This is a genomic window from Nitrospinota bacterium (assembly GCA_029881495.1).
In the GTDB taxonomy this organism is placed as follows: domain Bacteria; phylum Nitrospinota_A; class UBA7883; order JACRGQ01; family JACRGQ01; genus JAOUMJ01.
The window spans coordinates 44,877-69,223 of the sequence record JAOUMJ010000015.1; the positions used below are offsets into that span (position 1 = coordinate 44,877).

Sequence of the window (24,347 nt, forward strand, 5' to 3'; positions counted from 1 at the left end):
AGGAAAGCCTGCGGCAATCCGCGAATCGTTCGGCTTGTTATCGCCTCTCGCCAAGAAGCCTCAGCAACATTATGAAGAGGTTGATGAAGTCGAGGTAGAGCCTGAGCGCGCCGGAGATCGCCTCCTTGGTATCTTCCTGTGTACCTTCGTTGCCGATTATGTTCATCTTCAGTATCGACTGGGTGTCGTAGGCGATGAGGCCGGTGAAGATGAGCACACCCGCGTATGTGGTTATCCAGTAAACGGCAGGGCTTTGAAGGAACATGTTCACTAGCGAAGCTATTATTATTCCGATCAGGCCCATGAATAAGAAGGAGCCCCACGAGGTAAGATCCTTTTTAGTGGTCGCGCCGTAGAAGGACATCGCCGCGAACATTCCGCCGGTCACGAGGAACGCGGTGGTAATCGACGACTGCGTGTACGCAACGAAGATCACCGAGAAGGTGAGGCCGTTTAGCGCGGCGTAGCCGATGAACACGTTCATCGCCCTCTGCGCGCTCATTTGCATAACACGCGAGGCGAGGTAGAAAACGAGACCGAGCTCGCCGATGATAATGCCGAAAAAGAGGATCGGGTTGCCGATAATAGCGTTGTAAATCGATGGCGTGTTCGCCACATACCATGCCACAATGGCGGTAACCGCAAGTCCGGCCGCCATCCAGTTGTAAACGCGTATGAGAAACCTGGACTGTTCCGCCGCGATGGAGCTGGAAGGGGCGTAAGCGGCTTTTGCCCTGGGTCTGTTCAAATCACGAAAATCCTGCATCTGTTCGACTCCTTTAATTGTTCGATTGTTTATGCCAATATATAAGACCATTATAGAGAAGGGTCAAGCAAAGGGCAAAAAAAGTTTCCCTTAAGAAATATCAAATAAATTCGTTTGACAAATCCCCGGCAAGGCGTATAATTTCTCTTTCGAATTAACTTTAGAGAATATGGAATAGGCAATGAAAACAACGTATTTTGCGCGAAAAGAAGACTTCCCGGAAAACGGGAAAAAGTGGCGGATAATCGATGCCGACGGCATTGTGCTTGGAAAGCTGGCTGTAAAGGTGGCGGACGCATTGAGAGGCAAGGATAAGCCTACATTCACCCACCATGTGGACACAGGCGACTATGTAATAGTCGTAAACGCAGCGAAGGTTAAGCTGACCGGGGCCAAAGTGGACAAGAAGATATACTATCATCACACAGGTTTTATAGGTCATCTCAGGAGCGCGACAGCTTCCGAGATGCTGGAAAAGCACCCTGAAAGGGTGATCGAGGCGGCTGTTTCGGGAATGCTCCCGAAGAACAAGCTTCGCTCGAAGTTTATGAAAAAGCTGAAGGTGTATGGCGGTGCGGCTCATACGCACGAGGCGCAAAAGCCTGAAAAAATGGAGATTAACTGACTATGGCTAAAGGGCTGGTCGACGGAAGGGCATATGCCACTGGGCGGAGAAAGACCGCTTCATGCAGGGTCTGGGTTAAGCCCGGCTCCGGCGTTATCAAGGTAAACAGGCAGGAGCTTGGCGCCTACTTCAAAAGGCCGACCTCCGAGATGCTGGTAAAACAGCCGCTCACGATAGTTGACGGACTGACAAAATACGACGTAACCGCCACCGTATGCGGAAGCGGTCTGAACTCGCAGGCAGGCGCAGTAAGGCACGGTATCGCCCGCGCGCTTCTGAAGCTTGACCCCGGTTTCCGTCTGCCGCTGAAAAAGAAGGGGCTTCTCACAAGGGATCCCCGCATGAAAGAGAGAAAAAAACCGGGACAGCCGGGCGCAAGGAAGAAGTACCAGTTCTCCAAGCGTTAATAGAGAGATTACAAAAATGGATCTATTTATTTTGATTTCGGCAATGATTCAGGCAACGCTAGCGGTGCGTCTCGGCCTGGTCACGCTTCCAACCTTTTCCCATATGATATGGGTGAGGAGAAACTGGCGGTTTTAAGACGACAGAAAATTCGTTTTCACAAGCCGCCGGTTTTAAGAACCGGCGGCTTTTTTTTTGGTCAAAAATAATTTGCAGAGGATAAAAAGGTGAACCGCTTAAAGGATCTACAGAGTTCGGGCCTCGCGTTGATGTTGCTATCGACCTTCTTTTTCGGCTTCAAGCCGATTCTGGTAAGGATGGCGCTCGACGAAGGGGTAACGCCGGAAGATATTCTGATACTCCGCCTGATGATAGCCGTGCCGCTTTTCTTCCTGACCGTTCTGCTGATGCGAAAACTTGGCGATATGTGGATGCCGCCGGTTGAGTTTATTCTTTCATCAATCGTCGCCGTTGCCGGTATGGGGGGAGCGATGCTCTTCTCCTTCTACGCCATCAAGTACCTCGGCGCTTCGGTATCGACGCTGGTGATTTTCGTCTTTCCGGCGATTACGGCCCTTCTGTCGTTCGTCTTTTTCGGCGAACCGGTAACGAGCAGGAAGAAGCTTAGCCTCCTCATTTCGTTCCTCGGGATAATCCTTGTCGTTATCCCGCTGTCGAACGGCAACGGATTTGGCAATATCGCCGGATTCGATCCCGGCAAGGGGCTTTTCTTCGCGATGCTCTGCGCCCTCTGCTGGGCGTCGACGCAGGTGGCGTATCAGAAGATATTGGAGAAGAGGTCGCCGGTAACGACCGCGCTGATGACCTCTGTTGCGATGCTGGTTTTCTTTTTCGCCATGAACGGAATGCCGTCTACCGGTCTGACCACCAGGGCGTGGACGGCGGTAATCCTTCTCGGCACTGTAAGCTGGTACGTCCCGTTCTTCCTCGCGATGTACGCGCTAAAGATGATCGGCGCATCGAAGGCGGCGATAGTGCAGAGCACAGGCCCCGGTCTTACGGTTCTGATAGCCGGCCTTATGCTGGGCGAGAAGCTGGTGGCGCTTCAGTTCGGCGGGATGTTCCTCCTTATATACGCGGTGTATATGATAGGGAGCGAGAAGTCGCCAGCGAGGGCCGATCAGGAGCCGTCAACAGTGGCGATCAGGAACGGCGGAACGATAGAGCCGGAGCCTCTCCCCGTGCGCGACGAATAACGAAAAACAGATAGCCGGGCGGTTCTCCGCCCGGCTTTAAAACTAACAAATTTGTCTAGTCACCACAAATACAATTAGTTGTAGTCTGATATGCGCTCTTAATAGATTTTGAGCATAAAGTCGAAAAACATTATCACGAAAAAATACCATAATTGATGTTGATTCTCCTATGAATTTATATTATTTTCGAAAAAACAATAAATGGGGGAGTGATTTTAACAATGGATAGATAAATTATTAACCTTTTTAGTGGAGATAGCAAAATGACAGATTATGATTCGTATTACGATGTTATAAAAAACAAACTTGGCATCGAAGAAGCATATAAGGAGGCTAAAGAAGATTCTATAGATAGGTCACATGTTATAAATATGTTGTTAACTTGCATTACGACACTCCTATCTACTTGTTCACCATATGATTCTAAATCTACATTAATAAAAAATAAGGTAGCAAAAAGTTTGGAAAATCTAAAACCATTGATCCGATGAAATAAATCTCAAAAACCTGTAGATACTTAATCGTATATTGCTAACAAATTACTAGACGAATTACAAATAACAAATGGTCGCGTGGGGGACACCACGAGGCATATTTTTATTGAAGCCTGAATTTTCGCCTAACAGCAAGGATAAAAAGGGCACTAGATGTATATGTAAGTAATGTGTGAATAATCGCAAGAATATATTCTAGTAGATTCATGTTTGTAATATCACATGCCTTGACAAAGGATAAGGGGCGAAATGCGTTTAGAAAAAGTATCTGCAATGCCTCGTCAGACCACGAATACCGAAAAATCCAGAAAAATACAAATTGAATGATAATTAGCCATATAAAAGGATATGTGTAGCTTTGTCCAAAATTTGAGAATCCCCAATATGCATATATTCCGAGCTTATGAGATAGAGTAGTTTCTTTTCCTTTTAATAAGCATTTTTGTTCAAGGGCGAAGAATTTGGCTTTATATTTAATTGTTCCCGCTTCATCCATTTTCTTTTCCAAATTGCGATATTTGCCATTGTCTTCATATTGCGTGCTGATAAATTCTGCTTCATCAAAATTAACGCTCTCGTTAAACTTGGTTTCAAAAAAAATTGGTGCTTTTTTAAAAACTGCCCCAACAAAAGAAGCCTCACCTTTGAATGCTCTATTCCTGAAATTGATACGTTCATAAAATTTCGCATTAGAGAACAAAATATCATTAATAGTGAGTGCATGAGCATGATTATGAGAGACCGAGAAATTTGCAGGTCCATGGAAAATAGCATTTAAAAAAGTGGACTTGCCCGGAAAATGCGTATTGTGAAAATTTGCTTCCCTAATAAATTCTGAATGATTGAAAAAGATATCACCCTTTAATTCATAGTCAGACATATCAAAAGAACCATGAAATTTGCATTTTTTAAAACTTATAGCTCTTCCATTTGCTAAATTAGGAGGTCTAAATGGTTGTGCGAAAACAGCTCCCTCAAGGTTAAGGCATTCTTCCCTTGAAGTATTGAAGTTCTGTGCGATATTAGTGATTCCATTATTGAATCTACTGAGTAGATCATCTCTCCTGTTAGAAGCTGCAACCCAAGGATATTTCCCTTGGTTTTCATATTTTTCGTTGTACAGGTCGTATGGAAGGTGGAAAAGGCAATATTTATATTGGTCAAAACCGTAATCAGGAGAGTATGTATAATTCATATAACCTTTTACAAATTGGCAGGTTTCCTTTGAGCAAGGAGTCGGCAGAGTTGTTTTGCTATCACGCCATTTGGAAAGATTCCTAGCATCACCGTATTTACCGTTATACATTGGGTTATAGTTTAGCAATAAATCTGTTACTAATCCATCTAGCAGAACTTTAAGGCGCTACCCCTACAACAATTTTGTTAATTATCACATATAACCTCTTGATTATTAGTGGTATTAGTAAAGAAAGTTACAAAAAACAGATAGCCGGGCGGATGGCCGCCCGGCTATTGGAAAATTACCATAACTCCCTTCGGTTTCGCATGACTAGAGGGAGCGCAAAAGTCGCAATTATCATTAACGCGATGAAGGGGTACTGAATCCCGTATACAACCGGTGTAAGCGCAACCCGTGTCACAATCCTGAACGTCTCATGCGAGGCGATGAAATCTGCCACCGGAGGAGAGTAGGTGTAGTAAAGGTCAACAAGAAGCCGTCCGGTGTCGCTGACGAGGAGCTGTTTATCCCTGAAGTTGCGCAGTATTTCGACATGCGGTTCCATGTAACTCCCGTACGCGGCGGTCGCTATGAAACAGCCCCCGCCGGCACTATCACCGGCTGCGCTGTCGGTGGTGCTAGTGTTGGTTGCCGTACCTGTTCCGGTGTCCGTATTCGTTCCTGTGCCCGTACCAGTTCCCGTTCCTGTACCAGTGCCTGTACCAGTGCCTGTTCCGGTATCGGTAGTTGTGTCGGTTGAAGTCCCCGCTGTGGTGAAGCTCCATGAATGCGCTGTTGTCAGCGGGTTCCCGGCGAGATCGTTCGCCCCTGTCGAGATGGTCGCCGTATATGTCGTCCCGGCCATGAGGTCTGCCGACGGAGTAAAGGTAGCGGTGGTTCCGTCGTAGGCGACAGCTCCAGTCGCTCCGTTATCCAGCGTGAAATTTGCCGCAATGATCGTATCCGCCGACATAGGTTCGCTGAATGTCGCTGTGACTGTTGTGTTGACTGCAACATCAGTAGCGCCATCGACAGGTGTTGTCGATGAAACGGTCGGTGCTGTAAGGTCTGGCGCGTCCCCTGTTGTGAAGGACCAAGTGTATGCGGCGGCAATCGCGTTAGTAGCGACGTCGGTTGCCCCCGTAGTGATAGTCGCCGTATAGGTTGTCGAATACGCAAGACCAGCGTTCGGCGTAAATGTCGCTGTCGTGCCTGTATATGTGACCGTACCGGTTATGCCGTTATCGAGAGTGAAGGTCGACGACGTAATCGTTGCGGCATCCATCGGCTCGCTGAATGTAGCCGATACCGCGCTGTTCGTAGCGACCCCTACTGCCGAATCTGCCGGAGCGACGGCGGTTACCGTCGGCGGAATTGTGTCTACACCATTTCCAATCAGCACAAATGTGCTGGTAGGGTTGGAGGCATCGTTTGATGTTATCGTTACTGTAAGCGTTTTTGAAGCACCGACAGATGTAGGACTGAACGCAACTGTTACCGTGCAGTTACCGGCTGATGGAATTACCGGCGATAAACTCGCGCATGTCCCGCCGGTTATGCTGAACTCGGTTTTGTTTCCGGTAAGCGCAATGATGCTTACCATATTGCCAGACCCTGCATTCGAGATGGTAAAGCTCGTACTAGAGGTTGTCCCTGTTTCGACGTCTCCGAAATTGTGCGGGGATGCGGTTGTAAATACCATTGTGGGAGTAGAAGCGGTGATCACTTTATTGGTGATGTTCCCCGCGGCATCATAGGTGTAGGCTATCTGGTTTCCACCGATGAACGCGTTTGTGAGCCGTCCCGCACCGTCGTAGGTATAGTATTCATTTACTGCCGCCGCAAAAGCGCTTGACGCAAACATGGCGATAATGAAGATCGGCAGGAAGAATAACCCCGTCTTTATCGGTCTCATTTTATCGGACTCCTTTTTTTCGGCGTTAACCATTTTCAGTAAAGACCCGGCAGAGGGAAGAGACTTTTTTAAGTTTTCAAATATGTTTTTCATCATCCCCCCCCTTAGTATGCAAACGCGCCATAGAGTTTAGTGAACATGCCGCCGATACCCTCTTCGGCCCACTGCTCGCCGCATCGGTTTACTTCCTGCGCCACCGCGCCGTATTGCCCCGATGTGACAGCCTTGTTATAGGCCCGTCTCGACTTTTCGTCGCCATTGGCAAGGGTGGTTCCAATCCTCGCGACCTGTTTGACAGAATGACTGAAGTTCCCTCCCGTTGCGGCATCGGCGATGGCAAGCGGAGCGCCGAACGCGACCCCAACGGCAACGTCGGTAGCGGCAGATGCGGCGGCTCTTGTCACGACCGTTCCGGTACCCTGTCCTTCAGCAAGGGCATCAGTAGCTTCATCGTAGGCCGCTGTCAGGGCGCCAACTGCCGTCCCTAAGGTCTTCACAGCCTTTGCGCCTTTGGCCAGTTTGGCCGCCTTTGCCGCTTCGTCCGCGTTTTTAGCTCCGGCCTCCAGCCCTTTTTCAACACCTTCGAAAAGGCTTTGTGTGGCAACTCCCTGCCAGTCGGGATTGATACCGCCGCCGGGAGCCGCAGCCTTTTCAACTGTCCGTTCGGTCTGATCGCCGTCACCGGGCGATTTGGCGGTAGTTGGAACCGGGCTTGGCGGTTCGGGTATGGCGCTGGCAGGCGCTTTTTCATGCCACGACTCGGTATCCGGTGCCAGCTGGCCCGGCAACAGATCGTTCGGATTTAATCCAAAGAAGCTGGCGTAGGCGCCGCTCATCTCGTCACCGAGGATATGACCGAGTTTTAACGAATCGACGACAAGTGCGTCGAAGCCGTTCGGGTCGGCGTACTTTTTCGGGTTCCCCATAGCGTACTGGTAAGGGTTGATGCTCTTCGGCCCGATAGAAGCCACGGAGTCTCGCGAGAGGAACCTGCCGTTCGACGCATCGTAATAGCGCGCCTTGTTGTAATAAAGCCCCGTGGTACCTTCCTGCATTACTCCGGCTCTCCCCTGATAGGTGAAGGGATTTTCGACCGCGCCACCCGAACCTATTATCTCGCCGTAGGGGGAGTATGCGTAGGAGTTGACTACCGCTCCCGCATTATCGGAGGTGAATAAAGTGTTGCCGGATTCGTCGTAGTGATAGAAGTAGCGTGTGGTGTTGTCCGCTTCGACCGCGTGGAGGAGACCGCCTGTCGGAGTATGGATATAATACCTAACCACTGTGCCAATCTTATCTTTCACTACCGATACCGCTGGTGCGCCGAGAATATTATTCCACACATAGTTGGTTACGGTTGTTCCTCCATCGTTTGTGCGGGAGAGCATCCGCCCATGCGCGTCATATGTGATGTCGACGGTTGTTGCTCCTTCGGTGTAGTTGGTCAAGCGTGAAGCGCCGTCCCATGTATATGTCCTGGTGCCATCGGCAGTAGTCCGGCCAAGAGAGTCGTAGGAAAATCCAGCAGTGCTGACCTGCGATGCGGCGTCGAAAGTCCGGGCTGTCGTAGCGGTCACGGGCGCGGGTGCTACAGGGACACTCCTGGCGGCGGAGGAGATCTCTCCTACGCTGTTCCTTGCCAGAGTGATAGAAGAAAGTGCGCCTTCGGTAATCCCAGTGACATTGCTGTCATTGTCGTATGTATAGGTGGTGATGACTCCATTCGGCCTTGTTATTGTCGACAACCTGCCGGCAGAATCATATGCGAAGGCGGTCGTTCCCCCAACCCAGTCGCTGACGCCTGTAAGACGTTTTCTGCTGTCGTATGTGTAGGTGACAATTTTGCCTGTAGAAAGCGTCACGGTCGCAAGGTTGTTGTCAGGGTCATATGTGGCTGTGATGCCGTTGCTGTTTGTTTTCCTGCCGAGAAGGTCATACCCGATCATAATTCCAGAACCTGTGATGAGCCTCCCAACTTCATCGTATGTGTAGTTAAGCGTTAGTCCTGTCGAGAACGCCCTCTGCGTGACGTTGCCGACACCGTCGTATGTCATGGCAACGGTAGATGTATCGGGGAAGGTGATGTTGGATAGCCTGTTGCGCGAGTCGTATCCGTAGGTTGTTTCTTTCGCAAGCGGATCGGTGTTGGAAGTGAGTCTCCCTTGCAGGTCGTATCCGCTATCCCAGAAATTTCCGTTCGGGTCGGTGACGCGGGTAATCTGCCCGATCGCATTTCGGGTGTAGCTTGCGCTGACAGCGCTCGCAAGAGTTACCCCTGTCAGAACGCCCCCTGGGCCATATGTCCTCTCGATTGTATCGCCGTTAGGTTTTGTCACCCCTGTTACCAGCCCCATTGCGTTGTGCGTGATGGAGGTTTTATCACCCTGCGGGCTCGTAACTCCGGTAACGCGCCCCATGCTGTCGGTGTCGATAGTGGCGGTATTGTTTGCCGGGTCGGACGAGGATGCGGGGGTCCCCTCCGCGGTGTACCCCTGGCTTATCGATTCGGCTGAGGTGTTGTCGGTTACCGATGCCACGCGACCGAGCTTGTCGTAGTTTATTGTCATGGTATTGCCGGACGGCGAGGCGAATGTGGATGGCCTCCCGAGCGAGTCGTATGTCCGTGTGACTGTGTTTCCAGCCGGGTCAGTGACGGAAAGGAGCCTGTCCATCAGATCGTATGTAAAGGTGGTGATGGCGCCGGTGCGGTCGGTCATGCTGGTCATATTACCGTTCATGTCGTAGGCGTAGTCTGTGAAATTCCAATTTTCATCCGTGATGCGCATTACCTGGTTCGCCTTGTTGTAGCTCATCATTTTCGTAGTAGTATCCGCGTGCGTAACTGTTATCAGCCTGTTGTTGTTATCGTAGGTATGACTGGTAACGTTTCCTGAGTGATCCTGAATAGTGTTCAGGGTCCCGTCTGTGTTGTATGTGAATGTCGTTGTTCCGCCGAGTGTGGTGGTGACGGTCTCCATCTGCCCGCGAGCGTTGTATGTGTATGCCGTAACGCCAAGGATCCTGTCCAGCTTTGTGGTCAGGTTTCCTGCCGCGTCGTACTGGAAGGTCTCAAAAGTGCCGTCCGGGTAGTCTATCCTTGAAACCTTCTTGAAGGTGAACCCGTTGAAGGTTATCGGCGTGTACTGGTAGCTTACCGAGTTGCCGTCCGGGAGGCTGATGGACGACGCCTTCCCGCTTGCAGGGTCGATGGTGATGGATGTTGTGTTTCCCCGCCTGTCGGTGATCGAGTTTCGCGCGCCGCTTGCGGCGGAGCCGAGAGTTAGCGTCTTTGCGTTCTTATCGGTGACCGATTGCAGTTCGCCGTTCGCGCTGTGCGTGTGCTGTGTGGTGTCGGTGTTCGGGTCGGTCATCGTTGTGGTGTTCCCGCTGTAGGTGAATGTCTGTGTGTTTCCGTATGCGTCGGTCTGCGTCTTCACCTTGCCGCTGTGGTACTGCGACTCGGCAATGGTGTAGTAGGTTTGGGTGTAGGGGGTGTTCCCTTCGGGGAGAGTTTTCGAGATGAGCTGTCCCTTGTCGGCGCCGTCCGGCGCGGCGTAGGCATAATCGGTGAAGTAACCGTATACATCGGTGAATCTCGTGAGGTTTCGGCTGGTATCCCTGCCGTACCAGACGGTTCTGTCGGTAGTGCTGGTTGTCGGGCTGGTCTTTTTCCACTCCCTGACCATATAGAGGTATCCGTTCGCGTCATGGGCAAGTTCAAACTTCCTTTCCATATTGTTATCGGTGATCTCGTTAAGGAAACCGTTCGTGCCGTAATTCAGGTAGAGGACGTTCCCCTTTCCGTCTTCTATCTTCGTCAGCTTGTGCGCTGTCGCCGACCACGGAACGGAGAATGTGTAGAAGAGTTTTGTGCCGGGGTCACGGACGATTATCTCCGAGCCGGGTTGCTGAATCTCGTATGGGGTATCGAGGTTCGTATCCTGTGTCCATGACCCCGCTCCGTCTGAATGGAACTTCGTCATCTTCCCCTTGTCGTTTACAAGTGAGAGGAGGTTCCCGGTCCAGTGGATGCTCCACTCAAAGTTGTGCCTCCAGTTGTTGCCGAGCGAACCGCCAATTCCCGCTACTCTCATCCTGGAGGCGTAGTAGCGCTGAAACCTTAATGGTAGCGGACCGCCAAGATTTATGTCGGGCGGTTCGGTGAAGAAAAGCTCTCCTGTATGTGTGTTTACCGGGTCGCCGTCCGTTCCAGCATCGGGGAAATCGGAGCCGCTCCCGCCAACAGGGGTGAGCGGGAGGTCTATATATATGAAGATGGTGATACTGCCTGATGAGTTGCATAGGTTGGTGTCTCCATAGTCGTTAACAACCGGATTTCCATCCTGCGCCCATGTAATGGTTATCGATGTTTCACCCCCAGCTGCGGCGGTGACAGTGAAAGTCTCAATTCCGGATGCGGAAATTGCCGTGGGGGAGACGGTCGCCACGCCAGAATCTGCGACGACCGCGGAGCCGGTCCAGCCGCATCCGTAACCGTCTATGTCGAATGTACCGGTCTGGCCTATCTCAGTAATGGTGACCGAGCCGACGGACGGGTAATTGTTTGATGAATAGTCGACCGCCCAGGCGGAGGGTAATCCGGTAATTATTAATGATGCTAAAAGCAGTGCGAAAAACGTTGCCATATGTGAGACCCGTTTTCCGATTGGTTTCAGGATATCTCCAGATTTACCGGAAGTGAATGGTTCCGCATCAGATTTTTCGACAGTCATGTTTACCCCCAATAAATAGAATCTTTTTTCGCACCCCATGTTGTGGATATTTGCAAGAGCGACCGGCTGAGATCAAAGGTGCAAGGCAAGGTAGAACAGCTATTTTGAGCGCCCCTCAACTATTTTTAACTTACCCCATATAGCCGAAAAATGGAATACTCAATTATGCTACCATTACGGGTACCGGTGCGATTTTTTACAGTCATATCGGCAAAACGGTTTGAATCGTCAGGCTTTAAGTATGAAGAGCTTGATCATAAAAAAGATGTTATTTTGCCTTGGATGCAACGGCGCCTTAGGCTTTGAAATAATTCGATTAATGGTGGCCTCGGCGTGATTCGAACACGCGACCTCCAGATTAGGAATCTGTTGCTCTATCCTACTGAGCTACGAAGCCACACTAAAAAAACGACTTGCGTATTATACGGGCAAATTACCAAACCTGCTACCGTATATATGAATCTTTAGTTATTCACCCGGTATCCATATATAATGAACAAATAGAATACGGTTTTGCCGTTTCTTGTGCCACGTATGCACCTGTGATATCGTTAGTGGAAATTACAGTTTAAACCATGTGGTACCTAGGCGGGCTCCAACGGCCTTTTCCTGGTATGACTTTAAAAATGAGGTAGTTGTGACGCAATTTCAGAAAAACTTGGCGCTTTGGCTGGTAGTTCTCCTTTTCATGATAGCTCTTTTCAACGTTTTCAATCAGCAGGAGCAGGGCCGAAACGAGATCCTTTATAGCGAGTTCGCGGAGGCTGTGGATGCCGGGCGCGTTGACGAGGTGAAGATACAGGGTGAAATTATTTCCGGCAGATACACCGACGGCGGATATTTCGAAACTTTCGCCGCGGAGGACCCTCAGCTCCTTCCGCTCCTTCGGGAAAAGAAGGTGCGCATCTCCGTCCGCCCTATGGAGCAGGGTTCATGGTTCATGAACATATTCATTTCATGGTTCCCCATGCTCCTTCTCATAGCGATATGGATATTCTTCATGCGCCAGATGCAGACAGGCGGATCGAAGGCGATGAGTTTCGGAAAGAGCAGGGCGAAACCTCTGCACGAATCCAAGAACAGGGTGACTTTCAACGACGTAGCCGGAGCTGACGAGGCGAAGGAAGAGCTTGAGGAGATAATTGAGTTCCTCAAGAATCCACAGAAGTTCACAAAGCTCGGCGGAAAACTCCCCAAAGGGGTTCTCCTTATGGGCCCTCCCGGCACAGGAAAGACACTCCTTGCGCGGGCTGTCGCCGGAGAAGCGCAGGTTCCGTTCTTCAGTATTTCAGGCTCCGATTTCGTGGAGATGTTCGTAGGCGTAGGCGCGTCGCGCGTGCGCGACCTATTTGAGCAGGGGAAGAAAAACGCTCCGTGCATAATTTTCGTAGACGAGATAGACGCAGTAGGGCGTCATCGAGGCGCGGGTCTCGGCGGCGGACACGACGAAAGGGAGCAGACGCTCAATCAGCTCCTCGTGGAGATGGACGGTTTCGAAGGGAACGACGGCGTAATAATGATAGCGGCGACAAACCGCCCGGACGTTCTCGACCCGGCGCTCCTTCGACCAGGCAGGTTCGACAGGCAGGTAGTGGTTGCGATCCCGGATATTCGCGGACGCGAAGGAATTCTGAAGGTACACGCCACTAAGGTACCCCTTGCCGATGACGTTGACATGAAGGTCATCTCCCGCGGAACGCCCGGCTTTTCCGGTGCCGATCTCGCCAATCTCGTAAATGAAGCCGCTCTTCTCGCCGCAAGCCACGAAAAGGACAAGGTTACGATGAGCCATTTCGAGGAGGCGAAGGACAAGGTGATGATGGGTAAGGAGCGTCGAAGCGCCGTCATCAGCGAGGTAGAGAAGAAGAGCACCGCCTATCACGAAGTGGGGCACGCGGTTGTGGCGATGATGCAGCCGGACGCGGATCCGGTGCACAAGATAACGATAATCCCGCGCGGCATGGCGCTTGGTCTCACGCAACAGCTTCCGGTAGAGGACAAGCATACCTATTCGCGCGATTCGCTCCTTATCAAGATAGCGATACTGATGGGGGGAAGGGCCGCCGAAGAGATCTTCCAAAACGAGATGACTACCGGCGCGGGGAACGATATCGAACGTGCTACAGACCTTGCGCGAAAGATGGTCTGCTCATGGGGAATGAGCGACAAGATGGGGCCGCTCGCTTTCGGCAAGAAGGAAGAGCAGATATTCCTCGGGCGCGAGATACAGAACCACCAGAACTACAGCGAGACCACCGCCGAGCATATCGACGACGAGGTGACGAGAATAGTAAAGGAAGGGATGGAAAAAGCGAGAAACATCCTTATCCAGTACAAGGACAAGGTTGAGATCATGGTGGAGATGCTCCTGGAGAGGGAGACCCTTAACGGAGATGAGGCGAGGCGGATAATGTTCGGCGACAACGAACCGAAAGCGAAGTCGAACGATTCCGGCAAGAGCGGAGTTGAATCGAAGGAAGCCAGGACAACGAAAAAGAGCGAGAAGAAGAAAGAGCCGTCGTCAGGCGGTCCGTTGCCGGGCGACATTTCGCCGACACCGGCAGTTTCGTAAGCAAATCTGATATTCAAGGGGGCATCGCTTTCGGACGATGCCCCTTTAAAAATGTTTCCATTCTCCGTATCCGCATCATGAAAAAATTTTAAAAACGGGAAGTAAACGGTTTTGCAACCAACCCAAAAAGGGTAGAATGAGCCACTTATGAAATTCATGGACAGACTCCGCAAGGAGGTAATGATAATCGACGGCTCGATGGGGGTATTCCTCCAGTCGGAAGGACTCCCAAGCGGATACGCCCCCGACCTCTGGAATCTTGAGAGACCTGATCTGATAGCCAAGGTTCACAAGACCTACCTCGACGCGGGATCACAGATAGTTATTACAAACTCGTTCGGCGCGACATCTCCGAGGCTTGCCGACTACGACGCTGAAAGAAAAGTACGTGAAATAAATCACGCCGCCGTCGCGAACGCGCGCAAAGGGGTAGGGGACAAGGCGTACGTTGCCGGCGGGATGGGTCCCTCGGGCAAAATGATAGCTCCAATAGGTGACGTATCCTTCAAGGAAGCTATTGCGATATTCAGCGAGCAGGCGTCCGCGCTTGTCGAGGCTGGTTGCGATCTCCTGATAATAGAAACAATGTTCGACCTCATGGAGGCAAAAGCCGCCATCATAGCGTGCAACGATTTCCGCAAGGATATCCCTCTCATCTGTTCGATGACATATTCCGCTGGCGGGCTTACCGATACCGGGACGACGCCCGAAGCGGCCGCCGCTGTCATGGAAGGTCTCGGCGTGGACGTTATAGGTGTGAACTGCTCCACCGGCCCGGACGAAATGCTCCCGGTTATCGAAAGGCTCGGCAAGTCCACAAAACTCCCGATAATGGTAGAGCCGAACGCAGGTCTGCCGGTGATGGAGAAGGGACAGACAGTATTCAAGGAGTCGTCCGATGTCCTGGCCGGTTACGCCGGAAAGTTCGTCGATCTCGGAGCGAACATCATCGGAGGCTGTTGCGGCACAAAGCCGGACTATATAGAAAAGATAAGCAAACTTGTAAAAGGGAAACCTCCAGCCCCCAGAAGCGGGCATACCGGCGTGGTGATAGCCTCGCGCTCGAATGTCGTCTGGATCGGAGCGGGACATCCTTTCCTGAAAATAGGGGAGAAGATAAATCCCACTGGTAAAAAGAAATTTTCGCAGGCGATCAAGGAAGGGCGGCTCGACATGGTGCTCGCCACCGCCAGAGAGCAGGAAGAGAACGGCGCCATGGCGCTCGACGTAAATGTCGGCGTACCGCTTATAGACGAACCGGGGATGATGGGGAAGGCGATCACCGCCTTGCAGAATGTTACGAGACTGCCGCTGGTCATAGATTCTTCGAATAATCACGCCCTTGAAACCGGCCTCGACTTTTACGGCGGGCGCGCGCTTGTGAACTCCGTCAACGCCGAGCCTGAAAAGCTCGAAGCCGTTCTGCCTATGGTGAAAAGGGCGGGCGCGGCTGTGATGGCGCTCTGCGCGGGGGAAGAGATACCTGAATCGGCAGAGAAGCGTTTCCAGTTCGCAAAGACCATTCTCGACCGCGCGCTTTCGCTTGGCATGAGGAGGGAAGATATAGTTTTCGACTGTCTGGCGGTTGTCGCTTCCGCGATGCAGAATGGCGCAAGGGAGACTCTCAAACTCGTGAAGATGATAAGGGAAGAGCTCGGCTGTTCGACCACGCTCGGCATTTCGAATACGTCGTTCGGTCTACCGGACAGGCCGTCGATAAACAACTACTACCTCGCCATGGCAATGGGCGAAGGGCTCGACGCCGCGATAGTAAATCCATACTCGGCGGGGATGCACAAGGCCGTCGCCTCCGCCTCGATATTCACGGGACGGGATGAAGGGTGCAAGAGCTACATCGAGTTCGCGACGCATTACGAATCGGGTGATGGTACCGACACTCTGAGAAAGACCGCCGGCTCCGATGTGGAGGAGAAACCGAAAAAGAAGATGACGACGCGGGAAGAGGTCTACTCCGCCGTTCTTGAAGGGGAGAAAGATTCGATACACGCGCTGATAAACAGGGCGCTGGAGGAGAAGATACCGGCGCTTGAACTTTTCATGGATATCATGACTCCTGCCATACGGCAGCTCGGGGATCTCTTCGGCGCTAAAAAGAAATTCATCCCGCACCTGGTCGCCTCCGCCGATACGATGAAAAAGGGGATGTCAATACTCACCCCGATACTCCTTTCGGGCGGGTCGGTGGAGAAGAAGGGGACTATCATTTTCGCCACGGTAAAGGGTGACGTGCACGATATAGGGAAGAACGTCTGCTGTATAATGCTTGAGAACTTCGGATGGAAGGTTGTCGACCTGGGGCGCTCGGTCCCTATGGAGGATATCTTCGAGGCGGCGGAAAAGCACAAGGCCGATATACTCGCGCTCTCGGCGCTAATGACGACCACGATGGTGCGTATGCCGGAGATAATCGATGAAGTGAAAAAACGCAAACTCCCATACAAGGTTATGGTCGGCGGAGCGGTCGTCACGAAGTCGTTCGCCGACGAGATAGGGGCAGACGGATACGGCAAGGATGTAGGCGAAGTAGCGGGCCTGGCGGAGAGCCTTCTGGTAAAATGAAGTCCATGCGATATCTTCCGGTTGCGGCGCTCTCTCTCCTCTTTTTCGCCTGCGCCGATTTTTCCTCGTACAGGTACTTTCATGTATATGCGATGGTGAAGCCTTCCAGTAGCTCTTCGGGGATGCACGAGGATTCCGACCTCGCGTTCCGCTTTGCCATTTCCGAGAAAAAGATTAAGGCATACATAACGAATAAGTCTGCTTCCGATGTGAACATCAAGTGGTCGGAGGTGGCGTATATCGATTTCAAGGGCGCCTCGCACAAGGTGGCGAACAACGAAGTCCTCTTTACTAACAGGATGGACAAGGCAAAGGATACGGTTCTGAAGCCGGGGATCACCGAGGAGAACGTGATAGTTCCCGTTGATAATGTGGAAAAGCTGGAGGAGCAGTGGACATGGTCGATAGTTCCGCTGTTCGATCAGGAAACCGATGCGGCACTGCTAAACAGGGATAAGACCTTCGGGGTTATTCTCCCGGTGAATCTCGCGACAGGGGAGAAGGTATACCGGTTTGAATTCAAGGTTGCCGCCGTAATACCCCACCGCTACCACAACCCGCGATAGCCAAACGCCAGACATAAAGTAGAGCATTCTCCCTCCTTTAAAGGAGTATATGCGGAAAGCAGTTTGCCGCTTTCCGAAATGTCCCCGGCTATTTTCATCAAAACAAAAAACTGAACGATTTTCATTTTTCCCGGACAAGTCCTCAAATTGCAGGAATTGAATCGCAATACCTTGACTCCAGCCGGAACGAATCTTAGAAAAAATACATGAGAGACTTTAGCAAATACACGATAAAGGCATCCGAGGCGGTGCAGTCCGCTATGCAGAGCGCCGGGAGGCGTCAGCATCAGGCGATCACTCCCTTGCACTTTTTGCACGCGATTGCCGCGCAGGAGAACGGCGCTGTTCCTCTCCTTCTGGAGAAGCTCGGCAAGCCTGCGAAGAGCATCCTTTCACAGGTTGAAAAAAAGCTTGAAGGGTTGCCGAAAATATCGGGTTCCGGCCAGGTATACCTCTCGCCGGAGGGTGACGCTCTTTTGAAAAAGAGCGAAGAGGAGAGCGCAAAGCTGAAGGATGAATTCGTCAGCGTGGAGCATCTCTTTCTCGCGATGCTTGATGATGAAACATGCCGGAAGATAATCGGATTTTCCCGTGATGAAATTCTGGAGGCGCTCGCTTCTATCCGCGGTAACCAGAGGGTGACCGATCAGGATCCGGAGGGGAAATACAGGGTGCTGGAAAAATACTGTCTTGATCTGACAGAGCTGGCATACAGGGGGGAGATAGATCCCGTCATCGGGCGGGATGAGGAGATAAGGCGGGTAATGCAGATACTCACGAGAAGGACAAAGAACAATCCTGTCCTTACCGGGGAGCCTGGAACCGGAAAGACCGCGATAGTGGAAGGGCTCGCAAGGAAGATAGTCGATGGCGACGTGCCGGAGAACATAAAGGATAAAAAGATTCTTTCGCTTGATATGGGTTCCCTCCTTGCCGGGACGAAATACCGCGGGGAGTTCGAGGAGCGACTGAAAGCCGTCATAAAGGAAGTTGAGCAGAGCGCCGGGAACATCATCCTCTTCATTGATGAGCTCCACACGATAGTCGGCGCCGGGAGCGTCGGCGAGGACGGGAGCATGGATGCCGGGAACCTGCTGAAACCCGCGCTTGCGCGAGGGAAACTTCATACTATCGGGGCCACAACTCTCAAGGAATACCGAAGGTATATAGAAAAGGACGCCGCACTTGAACGGCGTTTCCAACCGGTGATGATAGACGAGCCGTCGGTGAAGGACGCTATCTCCATTCTGCGGGGCATAAAGGAGAAATACGAGGCGCATCACGGCGTGCGGATACAGGACGACGCGATAGTTGCCGCCGTGGAACTTTCGTCGAGGTATGTTCCGGACAGGTTCCTCCCGGATAAGGCGATAGACCTGATAGACGAATCGGCAAGCAGTCTCAAGATGGAGCTGAATTCCAAACCTGCGGAACTCGACAGACTGGAGAGGGTTTCGCGCAGGCTTGAGATAGAGCGCGAGGCTCTGAAGAAAGAGACCGATAAGTCGTCCGGCGGACGGCTGAAGGAGATCGAAAAGGAACTCGCGGACATTAATGAGGGGCGGAGAGAGTACGAGCTCCGGTGGCTTCGCGAAAAAGAGGCGATAGACATTTTGAAGAACGGCACAAGGGAGCTTGATGCGCTGAAGGAAGAGGCGATACGGTGCGAGCGCGAAAGCAATTTCCAGCGGGTGGCGGAGATAAGGTACGGAGAGCTTCCTGATCTTGAAAAGAAGATGGCTTTCGCGCGTGAAAGCGCCGCAAAAGGTGGGGAGCATGGCGGAACGCTTCAGGAAGAGGTTACAAGAGAAGATATAGCGAAGGTCGTATCGCGCTGGACCGGAATACCGGTTGCGAGGATGATCTCGGAAGAGAGTGAAAGGCTTTCGATGATGGAGAGCGTGATAGCAAGAGAGGTTGTCGGGCAGGAAGCGGCGGTAAAGGCGGTCTCGAACGCCGTGCGAAGGAGCCGTGCAGGGATACAGGAAGAAGGGAGGCCGATAGGTTCCTTCATTTTCCTCGGGCCTACCGGTGTGGGAAAGACGGAGCTTGCGAAAGCGCTGGCAAACTTCCTCTTCAACAGCACGAAAGCGATTATAAGGATAGACATGAGCGAGTATATGGAAAAGCACGCAGTCGCGCGGATGGTGGGCTCGCCTCCCGGTTATGTGGGGCACGAAGAGGGGGGACAGCTAACCGAGGCGGTTCGGAGAAATCCTTACAGCGTCCTTCTTTTCGACGAAATAGAGAAGGCCCACCCGGATGTCTTCAATATCATGCTTCAGCTTCTTGATGACGGGAGGCTGACCGACGGCAAGGGGCGCATCGTAGATTTCTCCAATACGGTCGTGATAATGACCTCGAACATCGCCTCGCATTACATCGCGGAGTACACCGAAGATTCCGAAGAGCAGAAAATGCGTGTGCATGAGGAGCTGAAATCTCACTTCAGGCCGGAATTCCTCAACAGGATAGACGACATAATAATCTTCCAGCACCTGAAAGAGGCTGAGCTGGAAAAGATAGTCTCCATCCAGCTTGGCAAGGTAAGGGAACGGCTGGAAGGGAAGGGGATAGAGCTTGTAATTGACAGGAGCGCCGCGGAACTTTTGGCGAAAAAAGGGTACAGCCGCTCTTTCGGCGCGAGACCTTTAAAGCGGGTTATTCAAAACGAGATACTCGACGAACTGGCATTGCGGATAGTCGAAGGGAAGATAGGCGAGGGTGGGAGAGTAATAGTTACTTCCGGGGATGGGAATATCCGGTTTGAAGAGGAGGTAGCCACCACGGCATGCGTCTAGGCTGTTTGACGGATATGTTCTACCTTCATGCAGAGGTTTTGTACCACATCAATGCCGGCGGATGAGATCATTTTTGCAGCTTCGTTATTGATTACTCCTATTTGGAACCATACCGCCTTCGGTTTGTTCTTCATGGAAAGGATCTCGCCAGCCAGCGCAGGGAGCGTGGACGGTTTTCTGAATATGTCGATTACGTCGACCTCAAACGGGATATCCGCCAGTGTGTGGTAGCATCGCTCACCGAGGATCTCATCAGCCGTCGGATTCACCGGAACTATCCTGTATCCATTTTTCTGCATATAGGCGGCGACCATGTGGCTGTCCCTCTCCTGTTTTTTTGAAATGCCGACCACGGCGATGGTCTTGTAGGAGGTGATAACCTTTTTTATCAGTTCCGGGTCGTTCGGATGTCCGGGAAATTCACAACTATCGTTTTCTTCATCGCTCATCTTATACGTTTCCTTTTTTTTTAGGGGAGTTTGCCGGTTAGCCGCCGATTTTCTCACGAATTTCCCCGGAAAGATTTTCAGGAGGGATTATATCGTCTCTCCGCCTGAAAATCTCCAGGGTTTTCCTAAGGGACTGTAAAACCATAAGGCACGGTGGACAATTCTGAAAGTGGCTCTCTAGTCTCGCTTGAGTTCCGGGGTCGAGCTCTTCGTCTACGTAATCGGACATCTTTCCAAGCAGTTCGATACATTCGCCATTTTCATGGGTATGCCCTTTACATCCGTTGTCATTGTCAGCCTTCATAATTTCCCTTCATTCGGACACCCCGGAAGGGGTAAGCGGTCTACTGACTGTTCGTCATCGCTTCCAGGATATCCTTTATCTGGAGTTTCCTTATCTTTATTTCATGTACTCGGTTATGGTCTTCCTCTGTCATAGATTTCAGCTTATTCAGCTTTTCAGTCTCTTTCTTTAGATACAGATATTCGTCATAAAGTTCCCGAAAATCTTCATTCTCCTTGTAAAGGGTGTCGAATGCAGGATTTTGCTGAATTGACGTCATCATTTCTTTAGTCCTCCAATATTAATGGAAAATAATTGATTGAACTGCGGTGCATGTAATTGGGCCTTATGCGGAAAATGTCGCTTTCCGCCTTTGCAACCCCCATTTTTTCGGCAAGGAGCGCCACGCCCGCCGAAGTGGAAAAAAGATAGGTGTCTTCAACGACCTTCACGCCGGCTTTTTCCAGGTTTTTCCGATAAACCTCCGCCCCCTCTCCAAAAGCCAGAATGCTGTTCCCTGTCTCGCTTATTATCTCGTCAATCACCCCTACGCTGTCAGGGGAGAGGCGCTCTATGCCATCCCCATTCTTTTTGAACAGGCCGTAGTAGACGTTCTCCTGCCCCGCATCCAGCATAGGCGCAAGAACGCCGTCCCCCGAATATCCAGATGAGAGGGCCATCGCCTCTAGCGTGCTTACCCCGAAAACGGGGATATTCCGAGAAAGGCAGATGCCTGAAAGTGTCGCCAGGCCGATTCGTATCCCGGTGAAAGAACCGGGGCCTACCGCAATGCCGAATCCTTCGACATCCTCCAGCATTCCGTGGTTTCGCGAAATGATATCTTCGATCATTACAAGAATTGTTCGCGAAAAGGATTCGGGGGAATCTGAATCGGCTTCGTCTGCGACCTCCCCATTTGAAACCAACGCGACGCTTCCACGGCGGGTGGATGTATTTACTCCTACTATTATCATCCTGTCTTATTTTAACAGCCGGAACCGGCATGTTCAATTTATTCAAAAACGATTTTTTCGTTGCTGAAACGGTTATTCGGAGATAATCTGTCATGGATATGAATTATTTATTTGATATTGCGATTTTTGTGCATGTCCTTTCCGGCATCATCCTTGCCATGACGCTGATCATCATGCAACTCGTGGTAAATCCGGCGCTTTCGAAAATCCCGGCGGGAAACGAAAAGATGCAGGCCGCCGCCGTTATACAGGGGAGATGGCACCCCATAGTTGACGTTTCGATCATCCTTCTGACCCTCACCGCGGTATTTTTTTTCGCCGTCAGGTGGGAAGAGATCGTCGCTTCGCCCCTTCTCCATTTGAAGATTACTTGCGGGATAATCACTCTTGCCGCCGCGAACCTTCTCCATTTCTACTTCAGAGGGGTGAAGAAAAAGCTTAAATCAAAAGGGGAGACGGAAAAGCTCGCCAAAGTAAACGCCCTGACCGCGAAACTTGAAAAGACCGCCCTGATCTTCGGCGCGATCACCTTCGTCTGCGCCCTGCTATACAACCACTCTTCGCTCTAGCTGGCCGGGAGTTCAGCCCAGCGGAGGCGTACGCGAAATATTTCTTCGCTAATCCTCAAGAGCGGACTTGATATCCCTTTCGTGCTCCTCTTCCTGAATGAGTATATCTTCCAGCGCGCGGCGCAATCCGTACTCTTTCAGCGATTCGGCCTCGGCTATCCTCTCCTTGTACGAAGCGATCGCTTGCTTCTCACCCATCAGATCCTGTTTGAGGAGTTCCACGGAGTTCGCCGAAGTCTCGATCTTCTCTACGTTAACCGACGGCGTTCCACCCAGGTAGTCTATCTGGTCGGCAAGGGAGATCGCGTGCTGCATCTCTTCCTGCGCGTGAATGAGGAGCTCTTTTTTGATAGATTCGAATTTCGCCCCTGTTATCACGGAAGCGTGCTGTATGTACTGTATGCAGGCGGCGTACTCCCACTCAAGGTCCTTGTTCAGTTTTGCCAGGAGTTCCTTTTTCGTAATGCCCATATCATTTCCTCCGGTATATCGACAGCAATAAAACGCCTTACCCGATGAGCATGTATTTTTCCGGCGCGGTGCCGCAAATCGGGCATTTCTCGGCAGGTTTTCCGAACTCTATATGTCCGCACGCGGGGCAGAGGTAGACCTCCACATCAAGGTCTTTTCCGGCCTTCACCGCCTCAAGCGCCTTGGAGTAAAGTTCGGCGTGCACCTTCTCAGCCGACAGGGCCCATTTGAACATTGTTTTGCTCTTGTGTCCCTCGGCCTCGGCCTGTTTGTGCATCGGTGGATACATCTCGGAAAATTCGTAGGTTTCGCCTTCAATGGCCGCCTTGAGATTTTCAGAGGTCGATTTTACTCCCCCCATGGAATCAAGATGTCCAAGCGCGTGGAGGGTTTCCGCTTCGGCGGTCGCGCGGAAAAGTTTCGCTATGTTCGGGAATCCTTCCTTGTCGGCCTTTCGAGCGAAAGCCGTGTACTTGCGGTTCGCCTGGCTCTCGCCGGCAAAGGCGGTTTGCAGGTTCTCATCGGTTGTCGGCATATGAGTATCTCCTTTCAATGCAGGTTTATTTCGATCTCGCGTGTACCGGTTGTCTGTCTCTCAGCCCAGATTCTACCAAATAGAGGGGGATGATGAAACCGCTTAAGCGCGGGCTTGCTTTCCTTTCCATGTCATCACCTTTTCGGCGAGCCATACAGCTTCAAAACATCTCGTTCCGGTGATACTATGTTTTTATCGTCTTGAGTATTTATTGGGTTTCGTCGGGGGGAGCTGGATAGATGGCGGGGAGGATTCGAAAATATATCGGCAACGATCTGCCGGTAAAGCGAAATCACGGATTTACTTTTATCGAGCTTGTAGTCGTCATCCTTGTCATCTCCATTTTTGCCGCGGTGGCATCGCCGATATTCAATTCCAGCGGCAGATATGTCGGGAACGCCGCCGTCGCGGTAGCCTACGACATCACGACCGCGAGGATGGATTCAATGCTCGGCAACAGAAGCCTGAGCGTCGATTTTGTATCCGGTAGTTCGCGCTACCTTTTCGGAAAAGGGAAGGCGAGGGATCTTCTGGATATAGGGCCAAGGCTCTCGGTCGTCGCGTCAGGCCCACTCGTTTTCAACTCCCTTGGCGAGCCTGTCGGCATTTCGGCAAGGAGCATTATCACGGTCACCGATGGGACGACATCCCGCGATATCTTCGTTGAACCATACACCGGGAAGGTGACCTTGCCGTGACAGGAAGATGGCGGGATGATGGTTTTTCGCTCATTGAGATGGTTCTCATAATCCTCATGACAGGGATACTCCTGCCGTTCATAATTTCTCCTTACATAACTTCCGTTAGCGGCATCGGGCGCGCGACCTCATCGGCGGCGATATCGTATGTCGCCCGTGGACACCTTGAGAACGAGAGTTACGCCGTCGACACGCTCTGGCCTTCGCCGGGGGGCTACCCTAAACAGGCGGTTGCCGAAATAGTCGGCGGCGCAGCATACAGCACAGTCGTTGAAGCTGTGTTCGTCGACTCCGCTTTTGCGCCGACCGACGGCACGCCCGGCAACGACAACTTTCTATGGATAACCGCTACTACGACAAACCTGTCGACCGGCTCTTCCGTGGCGCTGAGCATGCTGAAAAGCAGGGTGTATAACTGATGATAAGGGTTGAAGCGTCGCGGCAATCCGGCTTTACGCTGATTGAGATACTGGTGGTTCTGATGATCATCGGGATACTCTCGGTGGTGAGCCTC

At 51.6% G+C, this 24,347-nt stretch carries 21 protein-coding genes and 1 tRNA gene; 11 read left to right on the forward strand and 11 right to left on the reverse strand.

The genetic code is table 11. The features are described 5' to 3' along the window. Positions 1–37: 37 nt before the first annotated feature. Entirely contained in the window at positions 38–766 is a 729-nt protein-coding gene (locus tag OEY64_08080) for a Bax inhibitor-1/YccA family protein (protein MDH5542907.1), read from the reverse strand. Positions 767–947: 181 nt separating this feature from the next. Between OEY64_08080 and rplM the strand changes: the two genes are divergently transcribed. The 3 genes from rplM (at position 948) to OEY64_08095 (ending at position 3,013) form a co-directional block, all read left to right on the forward strand. After that, on the forward strand, positions 948–1,391 hold the full coding sequence (gene rplM, locus OEY64_08085) for a 50S ribosomal protein L13 (GenBank protein MDH5542908.1): 444 nt from the start codon (positions 948–950) through the stop codon (positions 1,389–1,391). Between the two features lie 2 nt (positions 1,392–1,393). Then, positions 1,394–1,798 carry a 30S ribosomal protein S9 gene (gene rpsI / locus OEY64_08090; protein ID MDH5542909.1) on the forward strand — a complete coding sequence of 135 codons (405 nt, stop codon included), beginning with the start codon at positions 1,394–1,396 and terminating at the stop codon, positions 1,796–1,798. A gap of 225 nt (positions 1,799–2,023) precedes the next feature. After that, positions 2,024–3,013 carry a DMT family transporter gene (locus tag OEY64_08095; protein ID MDH5542910.1) on the forward strand — a complete coding sequence of 330 codons (990 nt, stop codon included), beginning with the start codon at positions 2,024–2,026 and terminating at the stop codon, positions 3,011–3,013. A gap of 597 nt (positions 3,014–3,610) precedes the next feature. Here OEY64_08095 and OEY64_08100 read toward each other — a convergent pair. The 4 genes from OEY64_08100 to OEY64_08115 form a co-directional block, all read right to left on the reverse strand. Beyond that, entirely contained in the window at positions 3,611–4,831 is a 1,221-nt protein-coding gene (locus OEY64_08100) for a pentapeptide repeat-containing protein (protein ID MDH5542911.1), read from the reverse strand. Positions 4,832–4,988: 157 nt separating this feature from the next. Further along, positions 4,989–6,635 carry an Ig-like domain-containing protein gene (locus tag OEY64_08105; protein ID MDH5542912.1) on the reverse strand — a complete coding sequence of 549 codons (1,647 nt, stop codon included), beginning with the start codon at positions 6,633–6,635 and terminating at the stop codon, positions 4,989–4,991. Positions 6,636–6,706: 71 nt separating this feature from the next. Further along, complete coding sequence (locus OEY64_08110) at positions 6,707–11,335, reverse strand: DUF6531 domain-containing protein (GenBank protein ID MDH5542913.1); 4,629 nt, start codon at positions 11,333–11,335, stop codon at positions 6,707–6,709. 320 nt (positions 11,336–11,655) lie between these two features. Then, positions 11,656–11,732, reverse strand: a tRNA-Arg gene (locus OEY64_08115). Positions 11,733–11,972: 240 nt separating this feature from the next. Here OEY64_08115 and ftsH point away from each other — a divergent pair. The 4 genes from ftsH to clpB all read left to right on the forward strand — a co-directional run bounded on the left by ftsH (position 11,973) and on the right by clpB (position 19,854). Beyond that, complete coding sequence (gene ftsH, locus OEY64_08120) at positions 11,973–13,907, forward strand: ATP-dependent zinc metalloprotease FtsH (GenBank protein MDH5542914.1); 1,935 nt, start codon at positions 11,973–11,975, stop codon at positions 13,905–13,907. 147 nt (positions 13,908–14,054) lie between these two features. Further along, positions 14,055–16,487: a homocysteine S-methyltransferase family protein gene (locus OEY64_08125; protein ID MDH5542915.1), complete on the forward strand. Its 2,433-nt coding sequence runs from the start codon at positions 14,055–14,057 to the stop codon at positions 16,485–16,487. Continuing rightward, the gene (locus OEY64_08130) at positions 16,484–17,053 is read left to right on the forward strand and encodes a hypothetical protein (protein MDH5542916.1); all 570 of its coding nucleotides are present in this window, start codon (positions 16,484–16,486) and stop codon (positions 17,051–17,053) included. Before OEY64_08125 ends, OEY64_08130 begins: the two co-directional genes overlap by 4 nt. A gap of 206 nt (positions 17,054–17,259) precedes the next feature. Then, on the forward strand, positions 17,260–19,854 hold the full coding sequence (gene clpB, locus OEY64_08135; GenBank protein ID MDH5542917.1) for an ATP-dependent chaperone ClpB: 2,595 nt from the start codon (positions 17,260–17,262) through the stop codon (positions 19,852–19,854). Here clpB and OEY64_08140 read toward each other — a convergent pair. Genes OEY64_08140 through tsaB form a run of 4 tightly spaced genes read right to left on the reverse strand, consistent with a single transcriptional unit; the run spans position 19,851 to position 21,560 of the window. Then, positions 19,851–20,303: a CoA-binding protein gene (locus OEY64_08140; GenBank protein ID MDH5542918.1), complete on the reverse strand. Its 453-nt coding sequence runs from the start codon at positions 20,301–20,303 to the stop codon at positions 19,851–19,853. The genes clpB and OEY64_08140 overlap by 4 nt on opposite strands. A gap of 37 nt (positions 20,304–20,340) precedes the next feature. Then, positions 20,341–20,607, reverse strand: a complete 267-nt coding sequence (locus tag OEY64_08145) for a zf-HC2 domain-containing protein (protein ID MDH5542919.1) — start codon at positions 20,605–20,607, stop codon at positions 20,341–20,343. A gap of 40 nt (positions 20,608–20,647) precedes the next feature. Then, positions 20,648–20,869 (reverse strand): DUF465 domain-containing protein, encoded by a 222-nt coding sequence (locus OEY64_08150; protein MDH5542920.1) that lies wholly within the window; start codon positions 20,867–20,869, stop codon positions 20,648–20,650. Positions 20,870–20,873: 4 nt separating this feature from the next. Then, positions 20,874–21,560, reverse strand: coding sequence for a tRNA (adenosine(37)-N6)-threonylcarbamoyltransferase complex dimerization subunit type 1 TsaB (gene tsaB / locus OEY64_08155; protein ID MDH5542921.1), 687 nt, complete (start codon positions 21,558–21,560; stop codon positions 20,874–20,876). A gap of 98 nt (positions 21,561–21,658) precedes the next feature. Between tsaB and OEY64_08160 the strand changes: the two genes are divergently transcribed. Further along, positions 21,659–22,129: a hypothetical protein gene (locus tag OEY64_08160; GenBank protein ID MDH5542922.1), complete on the forward strand. Its 471-nt coding sequence runs from the start codon at positions 21,659–21,661 to the stop codon at positions 22,127–22,129. Positions 22,130–22,177: 48 nt separating this feature from the next. Here the strand turns inward: OEY64_08160 and OEY64_08165 are convergent, their stop codons facing one another. Both OEY64_08165 and OEY64_08170 read right to left on the reverse strand, forming a co-directional pair. Further along, a complete protein-coding gene (locus OEY64_08165) occupies positions 22,178–22,600 on the reverse strand; it encodes a ferritin-like domain-containing protein (protein MDH5542923.1) in 423 nt (140 codons plus the stop codon). Between the two features lie 37 nt (positions 22,601–22,637). After that, positions 22,638–23,135, reverse strand: a complete 498-nt coding sequence (locus OEY64_08170; protein MDH5542924.1) for a rubrerythrin family protein — start codon at positions 23,133–23,135, stop codon at positions 22,638–22,640. Positions 23,136–23,374: 239 nt separating this feature from the next. Here OEY64_08170 and OEY64_08175 point away from each other — a divergent pair, with 239 nt between their 5' ends. The 3 genes from OEY64_08175 to OEY64_08185 form a co-directional block, all read left to right on the forward strand. Then, positions 23,375–23,833 (forward strand): prepilin-type N-terminal cleavage/methylation domain-containing protein, encoded by a 459-nt coding sequence (locus tag OEY64_08175; protein MDH5542925.1) that lies wholly within the window; start codon positions 23,375–23,377, stop codon positions 23,831–23,833. Then, positions 23,830–24,252, forward strand: a complete 423-nt coding sequence (locus OEY64_08180) for a type II secretion system GspH family protein (protein ID MDH5542926.1) — start codon at positions 23,830–23,832, stop codon at positions 24,250–24,252. Before OEY64_08175 ends, OEY64_08180 begins: the two co-directional genes overlap by 4 nt. Then, the coding region (locus OEY64_08185) for a prepilin-type N-terminal cleavage/methylation domain-containing protein (GenBank protein MDH5542927.1) at positions 24,252–24,347 on the forward strand (96 nt) is incomplete at its 3' end. The genes OEY64_08180 and OEY64_08185, both read left to right, overlap by 1 nt.